Annotated in this window: 19 protein-coding genes and 1 pseudogene; 8 read left to right on the top strand and 12 right to left on the bottom strand. The window is 49.2% G+C overall.

From position 1 onward, the window contains the following. Positions 1-36 precede the first annotated feature (36 nt). On the bottom strand, positions 37-468 hold the full coding sequence (locus C2M29_RS10135) for an ATP-binding protein (RefSeq protein WP_105189670.1): 432 nt from the start codon (positions 466-468) through the stop codon (positions 37-39). After that, on the bottom strand, positions 468-803 hold the full coding sequence (locus C2M29_RS10130) for a hypothetical protein (protein ID WP_105189669.1): 336 nt from the start codon (positions 801-803) through the stop codon (positions 468-470). The genes C2M29_RS10135 and C2M29_RS10130 overlap by 1 nt, the downstream gene beginning before the upstream one ends. A gap of 214 nt (positions 804-1,017) precedes the next feature. Here C2M29_RS10130 and asnS point away from each other — a divergent pair, with 214 nt between their 5' ends. Beyond that, positions 1,018-2,415: an asparagine--tRNA ligase gene (gene asnS, locus C2M29_RS10125; RefSeq protein WP_105189668.1), complete on the top strand. Its 1,398-nt coding sequence runs from the start codon at positions 1,018-1,020 to the stop codon at positions 2,413-2,415. Between the two features lie 77 nt (positions 2,416-2,492). Here the strand turns inward: asnS and C2M29_RS10120 are convergent, their stop codons facing one another. From C2M29_RS10120 to C2M29_RS10110, 3 genes and pseudogenes are all read right to left on the bottom strand, one after another. After that, the gene (locus C2M29_RS10120) at positions 2,493-2,804 is read right to left on the bottom strand and encodes a DUF2845 domain-containing protein (RefSeq protein WP_105189667.1); all 312 of its coding nucleotides are present in this window, start codon (positions 2,802-2,804) and stop codon (positions 2,493-2,495) included. Positions 2,805-2,889: 85 nt separating this feature from the next. After that, positions 2,890-3,817 (bottom strand): annotated as a pseudogene (locus C2M29_RS10115) (electron transfer flavoprotein subunit alpha/FixB family protein). Beyond that, positions 3,814-4,566 (bottom strand): electron transfer flavoprotein subunit beta/FixA family protein, encoded by a 753-nt coding sequence (locus C2M29_RS10110; protein WP_105189666.1) that lies wholly within the window; start codon positions 4,564-4,566, stop codon positions 3,814-3,816. Before C2M29_RS10110 ends, C2M29_RS10115 begins: the two are co-directional and overlap by 4 nt. A 232-nt stretch (positions 4,567-4,798) precedes the next feature. Here C2M29_RS10110 and C2M29_RS10105 point away from each other — a divergent pair, with 232 nt between their 5' ends. From C2M29_RS10105 to C2M29_RS10090, 4 genes are all read left to right on the top strand, one after another. Further along, positions 4,799-6,445, top strand: coding sequence for an electron transfer flavoprotein-ubiquinone oxidoreductase (locus C2M29_RS10105; RefSeq protein WP_105189665.1), 1,647 nt, complete (start codon positions 4,799-4,801; stop codon positions 6,443-6,445). 110 nt (positions 6,446-6,555) lie between these two features. Continuing rightward, positions 6,556-7,032 (top strand): acyl-CoA thioesterase, encoded by a 477-nt coding sequence (locus C2M29_RS10100; protein WP_105189664.1) that lies wholly within the window; start codon positions 6,556-6,558, stop codon positions 7,030-7,032. Positions 7,033-7,198: 166 nt separating this feature from the next. Next, positions 7,199-7,906 carry a tRNA (N6-threonylcarbamoyladenosine(37)-N6)-methyltransferase TrmO gene (gene tsaA / locus C2M29_RS10095; protein WP_105189663.1) on the top strand — a complete coding sequence of 236 codons (708 nt, stop codon included), beginning with the start codon at positions 7,199-7,201 and terminating at the stop codon, positions 7,904-7,906. Positions 7,907-7,977: 71 nt separating this feature from the next. Continuing rightward, a complete protein-coding gene (locus C2M29_RS10090) occupies positions 7,978-9,705 on the top strand; it encodes a proline--tRNA ligase (RefSeq protein ID WP_105189662.1) in 1,728 nt (575 codons plus the stop codon). A 52-nt stretch (positions 9,706-9,757) separates the two neighbouring features. Here the strand turns inward: C2M29_RS10090 and C2M29_RS10085 are convergent, their stop codons facing one another. Next, positions 9,758-9,985, bottom strand: coding sequence for a DUF333 domain-containing protein (locus C2M29_RS10085; protein WP_105189661.1), 228 nt, complete (start codon positions 9,983-9,985; stop codon positions 9,758-9,760). Positions 9,986-10,047: 62 nt separating this feature from the next. Continuing rightward, positions 10,048-10,449 (bottom strand): hypothetical protein, encoded by a 402-nt coding sequence (locus C2M29_RS10080; protein WP_158684710.1) that lies wholly within the window; start codon positions 10,447-10,449, stop codon positions 10,048-10,050. Positions 10,450-10,495: 46 nt separating this feature from the next. On the opposite strand from C2M29_RS10080, the gene C2M29_RS10075 reads away from it, so the two are divergent. The 3 genes from C2M29_RS10075 to C2M29_RS10065 all read left to right on the top strand — a co-directional run bounded on the left by C2M29_RS10075 (position 10,496) and on the right by C2M29_RS10065 (position 14,425). Next, positions 10,496-11,296, top strand: coding sequence for a UDP-2,3-diacylglucosamine diphosphatase (locus C2M29_RS10075; protein ID WP_233998400.1), 801 nt, complete (start codon positions 10,496-10,498; stop codon positions 11,294-11,296). Positions 11,297-11,410: 114 nt separating this feature from the next. Further along, positions 11,411-12,985, top strand: coding sequence for a peptide MFS transporter (locus tag C2M29_RS10070; RefSeq protein WP_105189659.1), 1,575 nt, complete (start codon positions 11,411-11,413; stop codon positions 12,983-12,985). A 183-nt stretch (positions 12,986-13,168) separates the two neighbouring features. Then, entirely contained in the window at positions 13,169-14,425 is a 1,257-nt protein-coding gene (locus C2M29_RS10065) for an aromatic amino acid transport family protein (protein ID WP_105189658.1), read from the top strand. A 77-nt stretch (positions 14,426-14,502) separates the two neighbouring features. Here C2M29_RS10065 and C2M29_RS10060 read toward each other — a convergent pair whose 3' ends face one another. The 5 genes from C2M29_RS10060 to C2M29_RS10040 all read right to left on the bottom strand — a co-directional run bounded on the left by C2M29_RS10060 (position 14,503) and on the right by C2M29_RS10040 (position 22,369). Then, complete coding sequence (locus C2M29_RS10060) at positions 14,503-16,503, bottom strand: S8 family serine peptidase (protein ID WP_158684709.1); 2,001 nt, start codon at positions 16,501-16,503, stop codon at positions 14,503-14,505. 434 nt (positions 16,504-16,937) lie between these two features. After that, positions 16,938-17,633 (bottom strand): hypothetical protein, encoded by a 696-nt coding sequence (locus tag C2M29_RS10055; protein ID WP_105189657.1) that lies wholly within the window; start codon positions 17,631-17,633, stop codon positions 16,938-16,940. A gap of 2 nt (positions 17,634-17,635) precedes the next feature. Beyond that, positions 17,636-18,091: a hypothetical protein gene (locus tag C2M29_RS10050; RefSeq protein WP_105189656.1), complete on the bottom strand. Its 456-nt coding sequence runs from the start codon at positions 18,089-18,091 to the stop codon at positions 17,636-17,638. Between the two features lie 49 nt (positions 18,092-18,140). After that, positions 18,141-20,903: an IPT/TIG domain-containing protein gene (locus C2M29_RS10045; protein ID WP_233998430.1), complete on the bottom strand. Its 2,763-nt coding sequence runs from the start codon at positions 20,901-20,903 to the stop codon at positions 18,141-18,143. After that, entirely contained in the window at positions 20,873-22,369 is a 1,497-nt protein-coding gene (locus C2M29_RS10040) for a hypothetical protein (protein ID WP_199774878.1), read from the bottom strand. Before C2M29_RS10040 ends, C2M29_RS10045 begins: the two co-directional genes overlap by 31 nt. Positions 22,370-22,374: the final 5 nt, after the last annotated feature.

Here is a 22,374-nt window from a genome sequence, read left to right as displayed (position 1 = left end):
GCTTAATGCGGGATTTTTTATTTGTTTAGTTCATGCCTACCATTCAAACTGATAAGCCATTTTCGCTATGGTGCGCAGTGCCACATTATGGGTGTTACGCTGAGCATATAAATGTTGCATGGCCTTGTCTTTTACCTCACCGACAATCACCTCTTTAACCTGATAACCCAGGGCATGGGCGGCTTCGATATAGGCGACAAATTCCCACTTTTTGATATTAGTGTTATCGGCAATCACCAAGGGAATGCCCTCGCTCAGCGCTTTAATAAAACGCGCTAAGTTAAGGTTATGGTATTCGGGCAGTTTATGTTTATCGAATTGATACCCGCCGGCTCCGACAAAGTAATCGTCGGTACTGCAAATCACAAATTGACTGGTATCGCCTGCGACCAGGTCGTCGGCGAGATTGAGCGCGTAATGGGTTTTGCCGCTGCCGGGCAAACCGCGCAATATAAACACTTGTTTCATTAACTACTCACTAAGGCTAGCGTGAAGCTGATACATAAAAACGCCAAGGCGATCAGGGATAAAGGCGCTAGATGCATCATTTTATTAATCTTTCTGGCTCTTATAATGCCACAAACTGCGCACAGACTGCACAGTCCAAGCAGCAATAAAACAGAATTTTTTGCATTTATGAGCCAAAAATCCCGCGTTTGCACGCCTAAATAACGCCACAGGCCGAAATCCTGTTCGGGACGGCCATAATGGATCAGTATTAAAACCAGCACAAATACGCTCCATCCCATGGCCGCACACCAGCCGACCAAGACAAATGGACTCACCTTATCGCCTCGCAACATAAGCGTTTGCCTTTAATTATCAACGTCAATTTGAGTTTAGGTGAATTATCAGCCAATTTTCAGCATTTAACCGGCAAACAGCGTAATTGACAGTTTTTTTCTCACCCGAACGCGGTTAAGATAGGCCTCTTAACTTACATCATAATAAAAGCTGCTTAGTAAGATTCAAAACCATGGCTAAGCACTTTGGGCAATAGTAATCATTGGAGTGAAAATGAGCCATACAGCAATCGCCGAGCTACTAAAAGGCGCCGTTGCCGTGGACAGCCAGGTCACCATTAAAGGCTGGGTGCGTACACGTCGCGACTCAAAAGCAGGTATTTCGTTTTTAGCCGTTCATGACGGTTCGAGTTTTGATCCTATTCAAGCGGTCGTGCCCAATTCGCTTAATAATTATGATGAAGTCACTCGTTTAACTGCAGGTTGCTCTGTGTCTGTTACCGGTAAGCTGGTTGCATCAGCCGGTCAGGGCCAGGCCTATGAAATTCAAGCCGAAGCCGTAGAGGTAATTGGCTGGGTTGAGAACCCAGACACCTACCCTATGGCGGCCAAGCGTCACAGCATCGAATATTTACGTGAGCACGCCCACCTGCGTCCGCGTACCAATGTAATTGGTGCCGTAACTCGAGTGCGTAACTGTTTATCACAAGCGATTCACCGCTTCTTCCACGAGCGTGGTTATATGTGGATCAGCACGCCTATCATCACTGCCAGTGACTGTGAAGGCGCCGGCGAAATGTTCCGCGTGTCAACACTTGATATGCAGAACCTGCCGCTTACCGATAAGGGCGAGATTGATTACAGCCAGGACTTCTTCGGTAAAGAAGCATTCCTAACCGTATCCGGTCAGTTGAACGGCGAAACTTACGCCAGCGCACTGTCTAAGATCTACACCTTTGGTCCGACCTTCCGTGCCGAAAACTCAAACACCTCTCGCCACCTGGCGGAGTTTTGGATGGTTGAGCCGGAAGTGGCTTTTGCCGACCTTAATGACATCGCCAAGCTTGCCGAAGACATGCTGAAATACGTATTCGCCGCGGTGCTTGAAGAGCGTCGTGACGATATGGAATTCTTTGCTCAGCGTATTGAGAAAACCGCCATTACGCGTTTAGAAGAGTTCGTTAGCAAAGATTTTGCTCAGGTTGATTACACCGACGCCATTGAAATCTTGAAACAATGTGGCAAAAAATTCGAGTTCCCTGTTGAATGGGGCGTTGACCTGCAGTCAGAGCATGAACGCTACCTAGCAGAAGAGCACTTTAAAGCACCGGTAGTAATCAAAAACTACCCGCGCGATATCAAAGCCTTCTATATGCGTCAAAATGAAGACGGCAAGACGGTGGCGGCCATGGACGTGGTTGCCCCTGGTATTGGTGAGATCATCGGTGGTTCACAACGTGAAGAGCGTTTGGATGTACTTGATGCCCGCCTTGAAGAAATGGGTCTAAATAAAGAAGACTACAGCTGGTACCGCGACTTACGCCGTTACGGTACAGTGCCACACTCTGGTTTCGGTCTAGGCTTTGAGCGCCTGGTAGCCTACGTAACCGGCATGGGCAACGTACGTGACGTCATCGCCTTCCCGCGCACCAAGGGCAGCGCCACTTACTAAGCTAAGCGCATAGTAATATAGCAAACATAAAAAACCGCTCCTTGAGCGGTTTTTTATGTTTTGCCCCCTGCGGCACATCAGCGGTTGCGTTGCTTCGAGTCAATGCTCGTTGCTTTATCGCCTTTAAATGTAACCGAAACCAGATATTCGCCGCCAATATCTCCTTCTAATCGATATGACCAAACTTCTGTTTTCTTACCAGCAAAACCTTCTCCTTTATCCACACCTACGCTTTGAACATCTTTCATTAAAGGCTCACCAAGTTTATCGAGTACTTCTATCTTATTCATACCAATATAAACAAGATCACCGTCCGCTAAACGGAAACTTTGTCCTGCTAAGACGGCTGTGCTACATAGAGTCAGCAATAAATAGATGACGTGTTTCATACACTCTCCTTGTTTCAAGTTACTATAATAAAAAAGCCCGTATAAGAATACCTTATACGGGCTTAGGTTATTTATATAGCATTAATTACAGAGCGGCTTCAAGCTCAGGCAACACATCGAATAGATCCGCAACCAAACCATAATCGGCCACCTGGAAGATAGGTGCTTCCGGGTCCTTATTGATGGCAACGATCACTTTCGAATCTTTCATACCTGCCAGATGCTGAATGGCTCCGCTAATACCAACGGCAATGTACAGGTTAGGGGCAACGATTTTACCCGTTTGACCTACTTGCATATCGTTAGGCACAAAACCGGCGTCTACCGCGGCACGTGACGCACCGATGGCGGCACCTAACTTATCAGCAATGCCTTCAAGTAGCTTGAAGTTCTCACCATTTTGCATACCACGACCACCTGAAATAATCACATCAGCGGCGGTAAGCTCTGGGCGCTCAGACTCTGTCTGCTCTTTAGACACAAATTCACTGTTGCTAGAGGCAATCACATCTGCCACAGCTTCGATCGGCGCGGCACCGCCCTGCTCGGCAACATCAAACGCACTGCTACGTACGGTAATGATATGTTGTGATTCAAGTGATTTTACCGTGGCAATGGCGTTACCAGCATAAATAGGACGCTTAAAGGTTTCGGCGTCGATTACGTCAATAATGTCCGATACTTGCGCTTTATCCAGTAGCGCAGCAACACCGTGGCATCATGTTTTTACCCGTAGTGGTGGCGCTAGCAAAGATATGGCTGTAATCGGCGCTCAATTTAACCACTAGGTCCGCACAGTTTTCCGCTAGCTGATGCGCATACTCGGCGCTATCGGCCACCAAAACGCGGCTTACGCCACTGATGGTGCTCGCTTCTTGCGCCGCATTCTCTAGGCCTTCACCGATAAGCAGTAGATCGATATCGGCGCCTACTTTAGCAGCCGCATGCACTGTTTTCGCCGTTTCAGGCTTAAGATGACCGTATTCGTGTTCAGCAATTACTAATGATTTCATGACACCACCTTCGCTTCATTCTTCAACTTACTGACTAAGGTTGCTACGTCTTCAACGATCACACCACCTTGACGCTGACTTGGCTCTTCAACGCTCACCAACTGCACGCGGGGGGTCAGGTCAACGCCCATGTCTGCAGCATTTTTAACATCCAACGGCTTACGTTTTGCCTTCATGATGTTAGGCAGCGATGCATAACGAGGCTCATTCAAACGCAGGTCGGTTGTCACTATGGCCGGCAGCGTTAGTGCCACTGTTTGCAGACCACCGTCTACTTCACGCGTCACGTTAACCTTGCCATCAGTCAATTCTACTTTTGAGGCAAAGGTGCCTTGTGGCCAACCGCGCAATGCCGCCAGCATCTGACCGGTTTGGTTGTTATCGGCATCGATACTTTGCTTACCTAGGATCACCAGATCCGGTTGCTGTTCATCAATCACCTTATCAAGCAACTTGGCTACATGCAGTGAATCCAGCTTTTCGTCACTTTCGATATGAATGGCGCTATCGGCGCCCAGTGCCAAGGCGGTGCGTAGTTGCTCCTGCGATGACTTATCACCAATAGTCACGGCCACAACTTCCGTTGCTTTGCCCGCTTCTTTTAAACGTATGGCTTCTTCGATGGCAATTTCACAAAATGGGTTCATTGCCATTTTAACATTGGCCAAATCCACATCGCTGTTATCGGCCTTAACGCGTACTTTTACGTTGTAATCGATTACACGTTTAATGGGCACTAATACTTTCATATATGCTCCTAGTAGAGACGCAGGAAAGTGGGTCTAGGAGGCTATAGCCTGCATAATCACTATTTTGACACCACAACCTGACGTTAACGTAAACTTATTTATTTTGATGAAATCAGCGTACTTCCTGTTGACGTAAACGTCAACCTAAAATAACCTTGGAGCACTATCTTTTGTGTAACGATTAATTTGCATTTCGTAACACTTTGACCGTCATCAATAGCAGGGGATTATTATGGTAGAACGTGAGACCATGGAGTTTGACGTGGTGATCGTAGGCGCAGGGCCTAGCGGCCTTGCCAGCGCCATTAAACTTGCGCAGCTTGCACAAGAACAACAACAAGAATTAATGATATGCGTGGTGGAGAAAGGCTCGGAAGTCGGTGCCCATATTCTTTCCGGCGCGGTATTTGAAACCAAGGCCCTCGATGAACTGCTGCCGAACTGGAAAGAACTCGGTGCGCCGGTAAACACTGAGGTGACCGAGGATGAGATCCTGTGGTTTAGCGACGAGAAAAGCGCCAAAACCCTGCCCCACTTTATGGTGCCTAAAACCTTCCATAATAACGGCAACTATATCGTCTCAATGGGTAACGTCTGTCGCTTTTTGGCCGAACAGGCAGAGCAGCTTGGGGTAGAAATCTTCCCTGGCTTCAGTGCCCATGAGCTGATAATCGAAAACGATACGGTTAAAGGCATTATCACCGGTGATATGGGTCTGGACAAAGACGGCAATGAAAAGCCGGGCTATATGCCGGGCATGGAACTGCGCGCCAAGTACACCGTGTTTGCCGAAGGTTGTCGTGGCCACCTTGGTAAGCAGCTAATCAATCAATTTGCCCTGGATGCAAACAGCTCAGTGCAACATTACGGTATCGGCTTTAAGGAAATTTGGCAGATCGATGCGGATAAACACCAGGAAGGTAAAGTCGTCCATGGGACAGGCTGGCCTTTATCCGGTGATACCAGCGGCGGTGCCTTTATGTATCACAGTGAGGACAATCAGGTTGTGGTCGGCTTAATCGTGGATTTGAACTACTCAAACCCACATCTTAGCCCATTCGATGAATTCCAACGCATGAAGCACCATCCAGTATTTGCCGATGTGCTTAGCGGCGGTAAGCGCCTTGCTTACGGTGCCCGTGCCATTGCTAAAGGCGGCCTGCACTCTTTACCTAAGATGCACTTCCCGGGTGGTTTGTTGGTAGGCTGTGACGCCGGTACTTTAAACTTCGCCAAGATCAAGGGTAACCACACGGCGATGAAATCAGGCATGCTAGCCGCAGAAAGCATTTTTGCCGCACTTCAAGCGGGCGAGGAGCACACGGATCTAGCTGACTTTGCAGAGCGCTTTGAAGCGTCCTGGTTGTTTGACGAACTGTACCGTTCACGTAACTTTGGCCCGGCCATGCACAAGCTAGGTAAGTTCTTCGGTGGCGCCTATAACACCCTAGATCAAAACCTGTTTGCCGGTAAATTGCCCTTCACCTTTAAGGACAATACGCCGGACTATGCCACCTTATTACCAGCCTCTCAGGCGCCGAAAATCGATTACCCTAAGCCGGATGGTCAGCTTAGCTTCGATAAATTGTCGTCGGTATTCTTGTCTAATACCAACCATGAAGAGTCGCAGCCTTGTCATCTGAAACTCAAAGATGCCAGCATTCCCATTAAGGTGAACCTGGCGCGCTTTGATGAGCCGGCTCAGCGTTACTGTCCGGCAGGTGTTTACGAAGTAGATACCACCGAAGGCGAGCCCAAGTTTGTGATCAACGCACAAAACTGTGTGCACTGTAAGACCTGTGATATTAAGGACCCGAGTCAGAATATCACCTGGGTGACACCGGAAGGCGCTGGCGGCCCTAACTATCCAAATATGTAATATTTGTTTCTATATCCTAAGTTGCAACTGGGGCGTAAGCCCCTTTTTTGTGCTTAAATTCAGACGATTACTATACTAGTAGGAAGCATGAATGCAGCCGGGGAAGACCTATGCCACAACAATCAGTGACCTTTCGCTTTTTAGCCGAGCCCACCGACGTCAACTTTGGTGGTAAGGTACATGGCGGTGTAGTGATGAAATGGATAGATCAGGCCGGTTACGCCTGCGCCGCCGGCTGGAGCGGCCATTATTGCGTTACCGTGTCTGTGGCCGGCGTCAAGTTCCGCCGTCCCGTGCTGGTTGGCCAACTGGTTGAAGTCCAGGCCAGCATAGCCCACACAGGTAAAACCAGTATGCAGATATTTATTCAAGTTCGCTGTGGCGATCCAAAAACGCAGCACATGGTGGAAACCAACCATTGTGTGATTAGCTTTGTCGCCATGGATCAGGCCGGGTACCCGGTGGAAGTGCCAGAGTTTGTTGCCAAAACCGATGAACAAAAGCGACTCGAAGCCTATGCCATGCGCATGAAAGAAATTGCCATAGAAACAGAAAATCTGCTGCACCAAACCACAGACAAGGGTTAACCATTGAATTTCACCCTTAGGGTTCACGCTTAGGGTTCACGCTTAGGGTTCGCGCTTAGGGTTCGCGCTTAGGGTTGGAGCTTTGATTACTCAACGCTAGTCCTTGAATTTAGCCGAGGCCGCCGATACACTGGCGCGCTAATATTTGACCTAAGCTAGTACCGCTGTGACCACATCCTTTGCCATCGACGCCATCGGCCATATCCGCTCACCCTATAAACAAAAGTTTGCCATTCCTAGGCAGCCACGCTTAGTGGATACCGCCCGCGCGCAACTGGTGCTGGCGCCTGAGTTTAATCACGAAGAGTTTGTCCGCGGCATCGAAGAATTTAGCCATATTTGGGTGTTATTTCGCTTTCATGAAACCGCTGACAAGGGCTATTCGGCCTTGGTGCGCCCGCCACGTTTAGGCGGCAACGCGCGCAAAGGGGTGTTTGCCACCCGCGCCACATTTCGCCCCAATGCCATCGGCATGAGTGCGGTTGAGCTGCTTGGGGTAGATTATGCTAACGGCCAGGTAACGTTGCAACTAGGTGGCGTCGACCTGCTTGATGGCACCCCAGTGCTGGATATTAAGCCTTACCTGCCCTATTCCGATGCTCTGCCCGATGCCAGCGCCGGTTTTGCCGACACCCGACCGCACACTCAAATGACGGTGAGTTTTTCCGACCAGGCCTTAGCCTTTATCGCCACGGTGGATCCGGCGCTGCAACTGCAAACCTTTATTACCCAAGTGCTGCAGCAAGATCCGCGCCCGGCCTACAAAAAGAACAAACAAGGGACACAAAGTTACGGCATGACCCTGTATGATTATAATATCCGCTGGCAGGTGGACGGCGAGCACAATCACGTCGAGCAAATATCGCCACTTTAGCGCTTTGCCCGCGGGCCCAGCACTGCTAAACTAGCGCCATATCTATTTACTAATAACAAAACGGAACCTTCATGCGTACCAGTCAGTATTTACTTGCGACCTTGAAAGAGACGCCTTCAGATGCCGAGGTGGTAAGCCACCAGCTTATGCTTCGCGCCGGGATGATCCGCAAATTGGCCTCGGGCCTATACACCTGGCTTCCGACCGGGGTAAAAGTACTTAAAAAAGTAGAAAATATTGTTCGTGAAGAAATGAACAAGGCCGGTGCCATCGAAATGTTGATGCCCATCATCCAACCCGCCGAGCTTTGGCAGGAGTCGGGTCGTTGGGAGCAGTATGGTCCTGAGCTATTGCGTATTGAAGACCGTCATAATCGCCCGTTTGCTCTGGGTCCAACGCACGAAGAAGTGATCACCGACTGCATTCGCCGTGAAGTAAGCAGCTATAAGCAGTTGCCTATCACCCTGTATCAAATCCAAACCAAGGTGCGCGATGAAATTCGCCCACGCTTTGGCATCATGCGCTCGCGCGAGTTTATGATGAAAGACGCCTATTCATTCCACCTAAGCGATGAATGCTTGGCGCAAACCTATGAAAAACTGCACCAGGCCTACTGCAATGTTTTTGACCGTTTAGGCTTGGATTACCGTCCCGTGTTAGCCGATACAGGCTCTATAGGTGGTAGTTTCTCTCATGAGTTCCACGTATTGGCCGAATCTGGTGAAGATGCCATCGCCTTTAGCGACGGCAGTGATTACGCCGCTAACATCGAAAAAGCAGAGGCATTGGCACCTCTCGATGCGCGCCCTGAGCCTAGCAAAGAACTGCAAAAATTCGATACGCCTAAGGCCAAGACCATTGCCGAGCTAAAAGAGCACTATGGTGTGAAGCCACACCGTGGCGTTAAAACCCTGTTTGTTTATGGCGAAGAAAATGAGCAAGGCGAGCGCGGCCTAGTTGCCCTGGTACTGCGTGGCGACCACGAGCTAAACGAGCTGAAGGCTGAAAAACTTGCCGGTGTGTTCTCACCGCTTGAGATGGCCAAAGAGGAAGACATAGTTAACCTGGTTGGCGCCCGTCCCGGCTCTTTGGGTCCGGTTGGCCTTAATGTGCCAATCATTGTCGATCGTAGTGCGGCGGTGATGGCAGATTTTGTTGCTGGTGCCAACAGTGATGATGTGCATTACAGCGGTATCAACTGGGACCGGGATGTGAGCGACTATGAAGTGGCCGACATTCGTAACGTGGTTGAAGGCGATCCTAGTCCATGCGGTAAAGGTACGCTGAGCATTAAGCGCGGTATTGAAGTAGGCCATATCTTCCAGCTTGGTACCAAATACTCAGAAGCCATGAATGCCGGTGTGTTGGGTGAAGACGGTAAAAACCAAACCATGACCATGGGTTGTTACGGTATCGGCGTTAGCCGCGTTGTTGCCGCTGCCATCGAGCAGAATAACGACCAATACGGCATCATCTGGCCTAAAAATATCGCTCCGTTCGAGGTTGCGATTGTGCCTATGAATATGCATAAGTCACACCGTATCCCAGATATTGCCGAGCGCTTTTATAGCGAGTTGCAACAGGCCGGCGTGGATGTCTTATTCGACGACCGTAAAGAGCGCCCAGGCGTAATGTTTAACGATATGGAACTGCTAGGCGTACCTTATACCCTAGTGATCGGTGAGCGTAACCTGGACAACAACGAAGTTGAGCTGAAAAACCGCCGTACCGGTGAAAAAACCATGCTTAAAATTGACGACGCAGTGGCTGCCATCGTGGCACAGTTGCAGCAAGACTAAGTCGCTCTCGAGCTCTCATAAAAAAGCCAGTCCTAGACTGGCTTTTTTAATATCATTGATAATCTCGATAAAACTCCCACATGTCGACCTTGGTGCCATCATCCAACACACAGTATTGGTGTCGGTTAGCCGCTCGGCCCTCACTGAGATAATGCCCTCCTTGCTCCAGGCAAAAGCGTATCGCCGGATTGCGCATATCACCAGGCTGCAACTCGGTGGCTTGTTGCTGCTCACAGGCGGCAACAATACACAGTGACGCTAGAATTATTGCTGCACGCATCTGTGCCTCCTAATTTACCACATCAAATTATGCAGCTAACGCAAAGTGAGTAACGTCTGGTGTTATTGTTTTATAACCGATACATCCGGTTCTACGCGGGTTACGCGAATTTGTACCCGGTAAAACTGAGCACCTTCCTCGGGCACCTTGATATTAAACAAATGGCTTTTAAAGTCCTTACCTTGATAATAGCTCAACCGCAACAGTTCAGCGTTATAGCTGTGCGCAGGAAAGCCCGTTCCACATTGACCGGCGCTGTCTATGTGCGTGCAACTCACATGCTCCATGCCCTCTGCCACCGCTAATTTAACATCCCTAATCACCACCCCGGAGCGGTTAATAAAGTCGACACCGACAAAGGCGTCACTGTGACCTGCTGTACTTTTGCACCCGCCCAGAAATAACAACAATGACAGCAATAGCATTGTCATGGATTGTTCTTTTTTTAGACTTCTTATTGTCATTCGCGCCTCCTAGGCTGGATTCTATTACTCTGGGATGAACCTGATTATGGATAAGATTAAGCGCACATACTACCGAGCGGTTTTTATATCAGATGTACACTTGGGCTATAAAGACTGTAAGGCTCAATATCTATTGGACTTCTTAAACAGCATAAAGTGCGAACGACTTTATCTGGTCGGTGATATTGTCGATCTTTGGTCAATGAAACGCCGTTTTTTCTGGCATCCCAGTCATTATCATGTTCTTGAAGCCCTTAAAGCCAAAGCCGATGAGGGGACCCGAGTTATCTACGTGCCGGGCAACCATGATGAAACCTTCCGCCGCTACGATCAGGACACCCTTATGGGGGTAGAAGTACATCGCCAGTTTGTGCACACCACGCAGGACGATAAGCGCTTCTTGATCCTTCATGGCGATGATTTTGACTCCGCAACCCGCTATAACAGATTGATCCGCGTGGCAGGCGATGCCGCCTATGATTTTTTATTGTTTTTAAACCGCTGGCATAACCGTATACGTCGACTCTATGGGGGGCGTTACTGGTCCCTGGCATCCTGGATCAAGGCCCGGCTTCACAAGGCGCAAGCAGCGATCACCGCATTTGAAAATGCCGCCATCCATGAAGCGAAACGCCAGGGATACGATGGTATCGTGTGCGGTCATATTCATCAGCCGCAACTACGCATCAGTGATGGCATTATTTATTGTAACGATGGCGACTGGATAGAAAACTGCACTGCTTTAGTCGAAAACGAGCATGGTCGCATGGAGCTGCTACACTGGTCTGATACCCAACATGTGGTGGCAAGTAACACCCTTGCCGAGGTGAACAGTAAGGCGGCTTAAATAAACCTTGCCTTGGCCATGTTTTGAATCGTCAAAAATGGTCAAGGTTGCATCTCGCGGCTATTTAACGTACTAATAATTGTTCACTATAACGACAATAATGGAAGTGAATCTATGTCTGACGAGCAATTATCCACGCAAAAAAGCGTGGCCGGAGACGCCAAGCTGGACAGCGCGTTTTTTGGTCATCCCAAGGGCCTGCAAACCCTATTCTTTACCGAAATGTGGGAGCGCATGAGTTATTACGGCATGCGAGCCATGCTGGTGCTGTTTATGACCGCCTCCTTGCAACAGCAAGGTCTGGCCTTTACCGTGGCCTCGGCCGGTGCCATTTACGGTTTATATACAGGGGCGGTGTACTTTTTAGGACTCCCCGGGGGTTGGATCTCCGATCGCCTGCTCGGCGGGCAAAAAACCGTGTGGTACGGCGGCATTATTATTATGTGCGGCCATATTATTCTCGCTATTCCCCACCCCAGCTCCTTCTTCGTAGGCTTGATTTTTGTTGCCACCGGCACCGGCTTACTCAAACCCAATATCAGTGCCATGGTCGGCCAGCTCTATAAAACCGAAGATGAGCGCCGTGATAGCGGCTATGCCATTTATTACATGGGCATCAATATCGGCTCCATGATAGGTTACGGCGTATGTGGTTATTTTATGGAAAACGTCGGCTGGCATTGGGCCTTCGGTGCAGCGGCTGTGGGCATGGCCTTAGGTTTGGTGCAATATCGCCTTAGCCAGGGCTATATAGCCGGCATTAATGACAAGCCCGCCAATCCGCTCTCGGCCAAAGGCGCATCATTGGCCTGGACCGTCATCGGCGCCTTTATTGCAATTGTCACGCTCACGGTCATTGCCACTTATCAGGGCTGGCTGGTTATCAATCCGGTTGCCTTGGCGGGCTCCGTGGCCATTGTCTTTACCATCACCTTCTTTATCTATTTTGGCCATATCTATTTTATGGGTGAGCTCACCAACAGTGAGAAGCAGCGCATGTGGGCCTTATTTTTGGTTTGTGTGGCCTCCGCCTGTTTTTGGTCTGGCTTTGAGCAAGCAGGCTCCTCACTGAACCTGTTTGCCAGAGACTATACCGACCGCTTAGTCGGTAGCTTCGAGATCCCTACCGCCTGGTTCCAATCGGCCAACTCGATTTTCATTATCGTGTTGTCGCCGTTTTTCGCCGCCCTCTGGATTAACATGGCCAAACGTATGATCACCCCCTCTTACAGTGTCAAATGTGCCGTAGGCTTGATTATTATGGCCACCGGATTTTTGGTGATGTTTTTTGCCGCTCAATACGCAGCCGAAGGTCTCAAAGTGGCGCCTTACTGGCTGATCACTACCTATTTCCTTCATACTGTGGGGGAGCTCTGCTTAAGCCCGGTGGCCCTCAGTGCCGTGAGTCGTCTATCTCCCGCCCGCTATGTCGGCCAAATGATGGGGGTCTTTGTACTGACCTATTCCATCGGTAATATTATTTCGGGTCTGCTGGCCGGTTCTTTCGATCCGGAAAACGTACAGCAAATACCGGCCTTATACATGCAAATCGCTCTCTTTAGCATAGGCGTGGGCATAGTGCTGGTTCTGCTTAACTTTAAAGCCAAGTTCTGGGAGCGCGCCAACGGCAGAGACGAGCCCATGCTCGACGCCAACCCCAGCGAACAGCCCGCTGAACAAAAAGTGTAATTAATAACCAGTCGAACTAGGCCTCTGAATTCAGGGGCCTTTTTTATAACTAAGACAAACAGGCTAAGGCTTAGAGGCCCTACCAGTCACATAAAAATACACTCTGTTACGCATAAGTATGAATTGTTTTGGCATATTAGGTATCATTGCCCCGAATTTTTATGCAGTATCAGGTAGTAGTATATGAACTCCTCTCACCAAGTCCTTGGCGCCAGCGCCTCGGCACCAGCAAGTTCATGGAATCGTCATGACACCCATTGGCTGCTTAGCCTTTTTGGCACCGCCGTCGGCGCGGGTATTTTATTCTTACCCATAAATGTAGGCTTAGGTGGATTCTGGCCCCTAGTAATTATGGCGTTGGCCGCCTTCCCCATGACCTACCTAGCACACCGAGGCTTAGCGCGCTTTGTGCTCTCGTCCAAGAAGGACGACAGTGACTTTACCGATGTGGTACAGGAACACTTTGGCGCCACCGCAGGGCGCCTGATCTCCCTGCTCTATTTTCTATCCATCTTCCCGATTCTGTTGATCTATGGCGTAGGCCTGACCAACACTGTGGATGACTTTATTGTCAATCAGTTAGGCATGGACTCACCACCGCGTGCAGTGCTCTCTGGCGTCCTGGTGGCGGCCATGGTGGCAGTGATGTTAGGCGGCGAGAAACTGATGTTGCGCGCCTTTGCTTTTTTGGTCTACCCCTTGGTAGCGGTGTTATTTGGCTTGTCCTTATATCTAATCCCTCATTGGCAAATACCCTCCATGGACATTAGTAGCGCCCCAGAGCTGGCAACCAACCTATGGTTAGCGGTGCCCGTGATTGTCTTTTCATTCAGCCACGCCGCGGCTATTTCCAGCTTTGCCAATGCCCAGCGCCGCCACTACGGTGAGCAGGCTCGTGCCAAATCTGACAACATCCTAAAGTACACTGCCATTATGCTGATAAGCTTTGTACTGCTGTTTGTGTTCTCCTGCGTGTTTGCACTATCAAGCGAGCAGCTGTTGGCCGCGAAGGAGGCCAATATTTCGGTGCTTTCTTATCTTGCGAACACCTATAACAACCCACTGCTAGCCTATGTTGGCCCGCTGGTTGCGTTTGTCGCCATAACCTCGTCTTTCTTCGGCCACTTTTTAGGTGCTCGTGAAAGCTTTAATGGTCTGGTGGTTAAACACTCATCACTAAGTTATCACGGCGCCGATAAACTCGGTGTTGCCTTGATGTTTGTAGCGATCTGGATTTGTGCCATTTATAACCCGAGCATACTGGGTATGATGGAAGCGATCTCCGGGCCTATTATCGCCATGATCCTCTTTATCATGCCCATGATTGCCGTATATAAGGTTCCCGCGCTGGCACAATATCGCGGTAAGTTGAGTACCTTGTTTGTACTCCTTGTAGGCGCACTGGCGGTGTCTGCTTTGGTATATAGCCTGTTGAGTTAATTTAAATTTGCTCAAGGCTTAACAAAAAATCCACCCGCATCGCAGGTGGATTTTTTATTTGTAAGGCTTAGGTGCAATTAGAAATTAACCGTTACTTCCGGTGAACAGTTTTGCGTTCCGGACTCGCATACCTTGTAGACGAAAGAGCCACCACCACCGAAGGAGTCGGTGTGAGCGCCATCGTTAGCCGTAGAGAAGGTCACCGTATCGCGATTTTTGGTGCGATACACATCCACGTTGCTACCGTTTGCATTGCTCCAGGTTAAATCCACATAGCGCGTGCCTCTAGCGGCATAACCCGATGCCTGCAAGGTAATATCGCTGCTTGCGCCTGCGGTCACGGTCACAACTTGAGAGCTGCTGTCGGACGCCCCGTCATTGTCGGTCACCGTGAGCGTGACGTTGTAGCTTCCATCGGCACTGTAGCTATGTGATGAAAGCTGGCCACTTGCCGTCGCTCCGTCTCCAAAGCTCCAGCTATAGCTACTGATGCTACCATCACTGTCAGAGCTGAGGCTGGCATCAAAATCGCAACTTAAATCCGTGCAGCTGTAGCTGAATTCACTGGTTGGCGGCGTATTGGGCGTGCCCCCGCCATCATAGTTACCGACCAGGGAAACGCCGGAGAAGCTGCTGTAACCCAGTACCATCACATAATAGGTGCCTGTCTGTGGTGACGTGAAGCTACAGCTCTCGTCGTTGCCGCCAGAGTACGGACGACAATCATAACTGCTGGAAGTTGGCTTTGAGCCAAACTTAACATAGAGGTCGGCATCACCGCTGCCACCGGACATATTGAATACCAGATTAGATGCGCCAGAGGGCACGGCCATCTTGTATTCGAAGGCATCGCCACTGGCTCCGGCCAGGTTCTCTACCGGCACGCCGTTAACTAAATCTTCCGGCTCTGGAGGCGGTGGCAATTCACCGACATCACAGCCATTGGCGAACAAGTCAAACATTGCTTTCGCTTTTACGATGCCCCAACCATAACTATTGTCTTTGCCTGCAGTGCCCCGGTCTTCGGCAGACAATGCCATGGCGGTACGCACTTGATCATTGCTACAGCTTGGATAGTGGCTCCATACCAGCGCCGCCACCCCGGCTACATGGGGGGTGGCCATGGAAGTACCACTCCAGGCCGCATAGCTGTTATTGGGCAAGGTTGAGTTCACTGCCACACCCGGAGCGGCAATCTCAACCTGGCTGTTGTACTGGGAGAAGCTTGCTTTATTGCCGCTAGAGTCAACCGCTGCAACAGACACCACGGAATCATAAGAAGCCGGATAGGACATACTGCTGTTACCGTCATTCCCTGCCGCGGCGATAGAAAGCAGGCCATTAGCATGGGCATTATCGAATGCTGCTTGCTCGGCGCTGCTTGAGCCGCCACCGCCCAGGCTCATGCTGATCACCTTGGCTCCGGCGGCCATACACTGATCAACCGCAGCGATCAGATCCGACCCATAAGCCCATTGGCCGTTACTATTGAACACCTTGACCATATGCAGGCTCAAGTTACCACTGGGGTTCACACCCACCACCCCTGTGCCATTACCGCCTAAGGCGGCAATGGTGCCCGAGACATGGGTACCATGGCCATGCCCATCTTCATACCAGTTTCCGGAGTTGTAGTTGTCGTAGCCGTCATCGCCGGTCACACCGGTACTGGGCAGGTCTTCATGGCCGAGATCATAACCGGTATCCATGATACATACCTTCATATTACCGGTTAGGGCATCGCTGACTTGGTCCGCTTGTACCATAGAGATGCCATAGGGGGTACTTTCTGCCATTAAGTAGCGCTTTTGATCCACTTCGACAAATTCAATGTCTTTTCTATTTTTGAATTGTTTGGCCGCTTGCGCTGGGAGTGTAACGGCAACGAGGCGATGTTTGTCGAGCTCCCGCTCAACCTTGCCCCGGCTATTGCTCACCGCCGTCATCACCGATGCTTTGTGACCTGGTTTGAATTTGACTATATAGCGTTGATCTTCGTTGGCCGCCTGTGCGGTGCCTGCAAGTGCTAACGCAGACAGTACTGCAGACGCTACCAGGGGTCGTTTTATTTTCAGCATAGATAGATTCCTAAGATAGTTTTATAAGTTTTCCTTCAACGGGCCGGGTTAGCTGGAACCTCTTGCGTTAACTCGCCCCTGCTATTCGCCACTTATGTTTACGGCTTTTTGTTAATAGAAAGTGAACAAATATCGAACAGAGTATAGCAGGCCATTTTAGAGTCGAAAGAAATCGGCGAAGAAATGGGCATTTTTTAGGAACTAAGAAGGCAAAATAAAAGATTTGCGCTGTAACTCCCCTTATTCAATAAGGAAAATCTGACCAGTTCCGAGACTCAAAACACTATCCTGATGAGGAAAAATGTCTGCCAAGTAATAACAACTCGGCAAGTAAATCGCGCGAGAAATTAAATCATAGATACAAGATTGAAGCGGGGTTTCTAAGGGGTCTGAGTGGCATATTCACGTCCTTGTAAATATAAAATGATGCCTGGCTAAAATGCGCTTTTTAACGCAAATAGCGTCTGCCCCAGTGCCGGGACGTTGGCACAGATAGGGATTAGCCGCAAAGCGAGAGGCCACAGGTGCCCTGGTACATGGGCTATTGACTGCTTAATAAACTCCAAAGGATAGTCAAAATAAACCAGTAAATAGAGTACATTAGCCAGACCAATACGGTAGCCGTCTAATTTATACTCAGTGTGATCCTTACGCACTAGGATGATCTGGTTCACCGAGGCTCTCGCCCCAGAACTACCCACATCCTGGTCGTGAGTAAATGTATGGTAAACCTTTACCCTGGCAATATCCTGGCGAGATAGCACGGCCGTTTCACTTAACTGCGCACAAACCAGTGGGCTCACCTCAATTTGCTCGGCACTTAAGACCATCAGCTTTTTCTTGTCGGCGCCAAACATCCGCCAAAAGAAAATGCGTTTAAGCATCAATACACCGACCAAAACCGGAAAGTAGATAAAGACAAAGGCTGCAGGGCCAAAAAAGGGCTCAAGGATAAAAGGCAGCAAGGCTAACGCCAGTACCAAAAGCGAAAACAGCCATTCCATTTTGTTCGAAAGCGTTGCCAGCAGCCTAAGTAACGGCAGCTTTATAACACTGTGTGGCGATAACTGCTTTTGCCCCTTAAAATGGACGTAGGAAAACCACACAGGATCGGTGAGTTCAAGCTTCATGATTACTTTAATACATTCATCATGACCCAGCGGCCATCCAGTTGTGCAAACTTGCACTGCCCGCTTTTTTGACCATTTTCTTTGCCTGCGTAGCTAGTGTCAAAAGTATAATTTACCCAAATTTCTTCGTCGTAATCGTACTTTTCTGCATTTTTTCGCGTGCGTTGATAGATGCTGGTTTTGGCATTTTCTATCACTTGCACCTCGTTTGTACGAAAGTTATGAATGCCCTGATAACTACCGTTTGTGAAATACTTATGCGTTTTTGCAAGATAAGAAGCCATGGCTTTTTCTTCTTCAGGACTCAAATCTCTTACCAGTGGTTTTAACAAGGCCGCATCATTATTCTTAACAGCCTCGGCTGCTTTTACGCAGTTTTCGATTGGCACACTGTAGTCTGCTGCGCTGGCATTATATGAGAGGACGGCTGTGGCGATTAGCAAAGGTGATAGCTTCATATTTTCTCCTTAAAAAGGCCCTGTGATCAGGGCCATCTAGTGTTTGTAGTTATTGCCCAGCACACTCACTGGGTGCGGAACTACTTTCATCCTGTAAAATAGACATGGGATCAATAACATAGCTACGCTGACTTGGCACTGAATTAGCGACAGTCGGGCCGACTGTGATGGTAAATGTTTTGACCACTTCTGGGCAAAGATCCCTACCCGATTGCGCGTCACCGCTGACATTTACAACATCCCCAGAAAACTCAATATAATAGGTTCCTATACCATCGTCGGCACGAATACCGGTCAACTCCACCGTGTGCTCACCCTCATCCAAGGCTATAGCCAGAGGACCCACCTTTCTTTTCGGCGTCCCGTTTTCATAAATCACTCTGCCATTTACGGCCAGTTTATAGACATCATCATTAAAGTTACCGTTATCACCAAAGGTAATGCTCACTTGCCCAGGGCCAAAGAATGGCAGCTGGTTACTCACCTCTCCCCCGACTTCCACGGTGACATAGCCGGCACCCGGCGAGTCCGGCACGGTGACAGTAAGAGACTCTGTGGTCGCTGCGGTGACACTCGCCCGCTTCACTTCACCGGACTCACTGACAAAGCGCACGATATTGCCCACAAGCTGTTCACTAAAGCCTATTCCACTGATTGTTACCTGTTCACCGGCTTTTGCCCTATTTGGAGTAATAGCTGAAATCATCAGGTCGGTTCCGACCAGTATTTGATAGGGTAACTTCGCCTTATCATCACGGTGCTCTACATAGACATCCAGTGGCCCTTTAGCCGCATCTATTTGGCTAACGTTAGCGAGCATAAATTCCAGCTCAGTGCCTTGTTTATTCACACTCAAAAAGGTGACATCGAGCCGCTCATTCGTTGCCGTGTCAATCACTAAGACTTCTGGGTCCTCATCACTGAAAACCCCTTTTTGAACGGCCATACCACTGCCAACCAGGGTAAAGGTCTTTGCTTGGCCATTTTGTTGGATACTTCTTGGGGTAATATCAGCCAGTTGTAATCCCCAGGAAACCACATAATCGAGTTTGCTTGGTACCGTGGCTAGGTCTTTAATGGTTTTACCCATATCAACCATGGCCGTGGCCAATTGGCTTGCTTCATAGGCTGTCTCTACCGCACCAAAGCCCGGGATGAGCTTTTTCGCGAGTTTTTGACCCAGTGCTTGAATAAAGTCTGCCTGGTCATACGCGAAGACCTTGAGTAATGCGGTTGTTGTGGGACCGAGTTTGATGTTCGGGAAATTACTCAGATCCGTCATAATGGGTTTAATTTCTTTGTTATAGATTTCCAGACCTATCGCCTGGCTTAGGTCGATCCACTCTTGTTCGGTGACCTTTTCTTTACTCGCCAGTTTCTCCACTTCCGAGGTGAGCGCTGGCATGTACTCATACACAGCCTTGATAACAGCACGCGCTTGCTCCGGCTTTTTTAGCGCACCCTTATCTAAACCTAGGCCTGCGGCATCAAATAAGATTGAATAAAATCGAATGATGATATTATCGATAATGGTGCGAATGGTCAGCATACGTCGTGCTTTTTGCGCAATTTGGTTATGGCTTTCTGTCCCCGTTAGATTAAATGGAGTCGGACCAAAACTACCGTCTACACCAGGGGTTAGGATCTGATACGCACAGTCTTTGTAAACGCATGTATCGATCAATTTATCGCTAGACCAAAACTCAAACACCAGGAAAGTACCAGAGGTAGGAGATGCCATGGCGGTGTGATATGGCGTGTCTATGTGTTCAGCTAAGGGTGAGCTGATGGCGTCAGCGGGGATCTCGCCCGTTGCCGGATCCACCTCATAGACTCTATAACTGAGGTATAACTGACTCCGGTTCTCTAAGCGAACGCAACCATCATAGCCCAGTACCTCGTACCATTTGGGGTCTACACCTTCGCCACATTTATTGCCAAGCTCAACTGAGTTATCTAAAAATGTGGACGCCTCCATACTCATGTCGAACAGGTTCCAGGTCCCATTGGTCTCAGGATAAGACACAATACTGGGCTCTATATCGGTATCTACTGCTTCTGTGGTAGCCGCGTTTAACGTTGCACCACGTAACACATGCGCCCGTGAATAATTGGCAGCGTTAAATTGGTCTGCACTGAGGCTACTTTGACTCTTGGCATTGTCGATATAGTTTTTGAAATGCTCGCTGTATTTATTCAATAACTCAGCGCTGCCTGGACGCGCATTTGCGAATGAGAAGAAACCCTTATCAGCCTCAAGTGCCTCTGTCACCTCTTGCAAGTAATTGGCAAACTCGGGGCTTTGGGCAAGAATGTCTGCGGCCTCATCAAGGCTCATGCCTTTACTTTCAATGAAAAAAATCAGGTGTGAAGCCATATTCGCCAGAGCGGTAGAACGATAGCTAAACTCTACCTCCTGCACGCCGGCCTCCAGGATAGCGCTGAGATACATTTCAGGCTGGCCATTACCATTTAGCGCGAATGAGTAGAGAACCTCGGCGCTGTTGCCTAGCTTTTTAAACTGCACTGTATTTCCTGAAACTTCAGTCGCATGACTAGGCACTATGCCGCCAATCGAGTAAATGGGGCTTGCTCCGGCAACAGCGACACTATAGGCAATGTTTTGCTCTAGGAAGTAGCTCATTTCATTACTGCTGCCTTGAGCATTGGACACCCAATACCGCCCTGCGGCTATGCCCTCAGGAACTTCTACCACTATCTCACTGCCATTATTTACCGAGGGCATCACGGGTGTGCCTTGGAAAACGACGGCGGTATCGTCTAGGTCAAAATTATCTCCCTTGAGGGTGATAGTGTCACCGGCCTGAAACTTGATGGGCCGGTATGGATCAACGGCCTTTCTGGTGCCACTATCTCGATAGGCAGCTCGTCTGAGATTTTTTCACCAAAAGCCAGCTTAATCGACCCTGTGCCAACCAGATTTGGTAATTCCAATGACAGGCGCGTTTCATTGTCGACTACCTCAGTGCTCGCTGGAATGCTGTTGAACACCTGACCATTAATGGTGTAAACAACAACCAGGTTTTGCTCTTGTGGTAGATTGCGTACCACTAGCTCGGCGGGGTCGCCGGCGCGTACAAAGGAACGCACGGTAAACGCAGCATTATGCAGGTTGTATAGCCACTCAATAGAGAAATCATCAGGGCTGCTTGGAACAACGCGTTGTGCCTGCTTTAACCGATTCATATCATTGATATCAAAGATACCATCGCCATCATCATCTAAGTCCAGGTGATCGATAATATTGTCATTATCAAAATCGTTTGGAGCCAGAGGATCGCCACTTTCTATCTTGTCATCTATGGTATTGCCATCGGCGTCGCGGTCGAGATAATTGGCAAAACCATCACCATTGAGGTCTTCAATCCCTTCGATCTTATCCGAAAAAGAGTCGCCGTCGGAATCCATATCTTGCCAGTTAGCCAAGCCGTCTTCGTCAAAGTCAATGTGCTCTGTGGTGTAGAGTAAGGTGAACTCCAGACCATCCAAAATACCGTCTTCATCTTGGTCGTTTTTTATCAAGTCACTGGCAAAGGCACGCTCTTTAGCGTCATCAAAGGCATCCACATCTTGATCATGAAAAACCACGACCTCATAAGTGAGATCCGTTCCACCGGCATAGTTATTATCCATCACACTAAGTTGATAGCGACCAGGCTCAAACAGTTGGAAATTAACAATATGTTTGCCACCCTTGGTAAATTCGTTGAGCACAAAACTGTCTATTACCTGCCCTTCGGAGTTCGACATATAGACCTGAGGACTAAAGCGCTCAGCCGGACTCTCAAATACCGCCGTTATCAGCGTAACCTCATCAACATCAAAGCCGAACAAATCCCCTTTATCCGTGCGCGAAGAGATGGTGCCTTTTACCCTAAAACCCTGCTCAAGTTCTACTGGCGTCGCCACCGAGGGGTTATCATTTGGCTCTTCTTCCTCATAGACGGGATACGCACTTTTGCTTGGATCAAAAGGATAATCATCATCGGCATCTAACACACCATCCTTATCCTCATCTTGGTTCTCCCAAGTGCCCACCGGTGGTTCCTTGTCTCCTGAGCCATCGCCCGAACCATCACCCGAACCATCACCCGAACCATCACCCGAACCATCACCCGAACCATCACCAGAACCATCACCCGAGCCGGAATCTGGTTGTTCTGTAGGAGTCGTTTCATCGAGTGATTCATTACACCCTGCGAGCGTTATGCTCAGTGTTCCTGCCAACAGCATGGCGAGAAGTTGTTTTGCGTTCATTGTCC

Source organism: Pseudoalteromonas sp. T1lg48 (assembly GCF_002964785.1).
Classification (GTDB): domain Bacteria; phylum Pseudomonadota; class Gammaproteobacteria; order Enterobacterales; family Alteromonadaceae; genus Pseudoalteromonas.
The sequence above is the reverse complement of the archived record's forward strand: the minus strand, read 5'-3'. Positions and strand labels throughout refer to the sequence as shown.

Excerpts from the sequence above, each read along its gene's own strand:
- C2M29_RS10105 (WP_105189665.1), top strand. The coding sequence starts at position 4,799 with ATGGTAGAACGTGAGACCATGGAGTTTGACGTGGTGATCGTAGGCGCA.
- C2M29_RS10100 (WP_105189664.1), top strand. The coding sequence starts at position 6,556 with ATGCCACAACAATCAGTGACCTTTCGCTTTTTAGCCGAGCCCACCGAC.
- C2M29_RS10065 (WP_105189658.1), top strand. The coding sequence starts at position 13,169 with ATGAACTCCTCTCACCAAGTCCTTGGCGCCAGCGCCTCGGCACCAGCA.
- C2M29_RS10060 (WP_158684709.1), bottom strand. The coding sequence starts at position 16,503 with ATGCTGAAAATAAAACGACCCCTGGTAGCGTCTGCAGTACTGTCTGCG.
- C2M29_RS10040 (WP_199774878.1), bottom strand. The coding sequence starts at position 22,369 with ATGAACGCAAAACAACTTCTCGCCATGCTGTTGGCAGGAACACTGAGC.
- C2M29_RS10110 (WP_105189666.1), bottom strand. The coding sequence starts at position 4,566 with ATGAAAGTATTAGTGCCCATTAAACGTGTAATCGATTACAACGTAAAA.
- C2M29_RS10070 (WP_105189659.1), top strand. The coding sequence starts at position 11,411 with ATGTCTGACGAGCAATTATCCACGCAAAAAAGCGTGGCCGGAGACGCC.
- C2M29_RS10050 (WP_105189656.1), bottom strand. The coding sequence starts at position 18,091 with ATGAAGCTATCACCTTTGCTAATCGCCACAGCCGTCCTCTCATATAAT.
- C2M29_RS10055 (WP_105189657.1), bottom strand. The coding sequence starts at position 17,633 with ATGAAGCTTGAACTCACCGATCCTGTGTGGTTTTCCTACGTCCATTTT.
- C2M29_RS10075 (WP_233998400.1), top strand. The coding sequence starts at position 10,496 with ATGGATAAGATTAAGCGCACATACTACCGAGCGGTTTTTATATCAGAT.
- C2M29_RS10085 (WP_105189661.1), bottom strand. The coding sequence starts at position 9,985 with ATGCGTGCAGCAATAATTCTAGCGTCACTGTGTATTGTTGCCGCCTGT.
- asnS (WP_105189668.1), top strand. The coding sequence starts at position 1,018 with ATGAGCCATACAGCAATCGCCGAGCTACTAAAAGGCGCCGTTGCCGTG.
- C2M29_RS10135 (WP_105189670.1), bottom strand. The coding sequence starts at position 468 with ATGAAACAAGTGTTTATATTGCGCGGTTTGCCCGGCAGCGGCAAAACC.
- C2M29_RS10130 (WP_105189669.1), bottom strand. The coding sequence starts at position 803 with ATGTTGCGAGGCGATAAGGTGAGTCCATTTGTCTTGGTCGGCTGGTGT.
- C2M29_RS10090 (WP_105189662.1), top strand. The coding sequence starts at position 7,978 with ATGCGTACCAGTCAGTATTTACTTGCGACCTTGAAAGAGACGCCTTCA.
- C2M29_RS10080 (WP_158684710.1), bottom strand. The coding sequence starts at position 10,449 with ATGACAATAAGAAGTCTAAAAAAAGAACAATCCATGACAATGCTATTG.
- C2M29_RS10120 (WP_105189667.1), bottom strand. The coding sequence starts at position 2,804 with ATGAAACACGTCATCTATTTATTGCTGACTCTATGTAGCACAGCCGTC.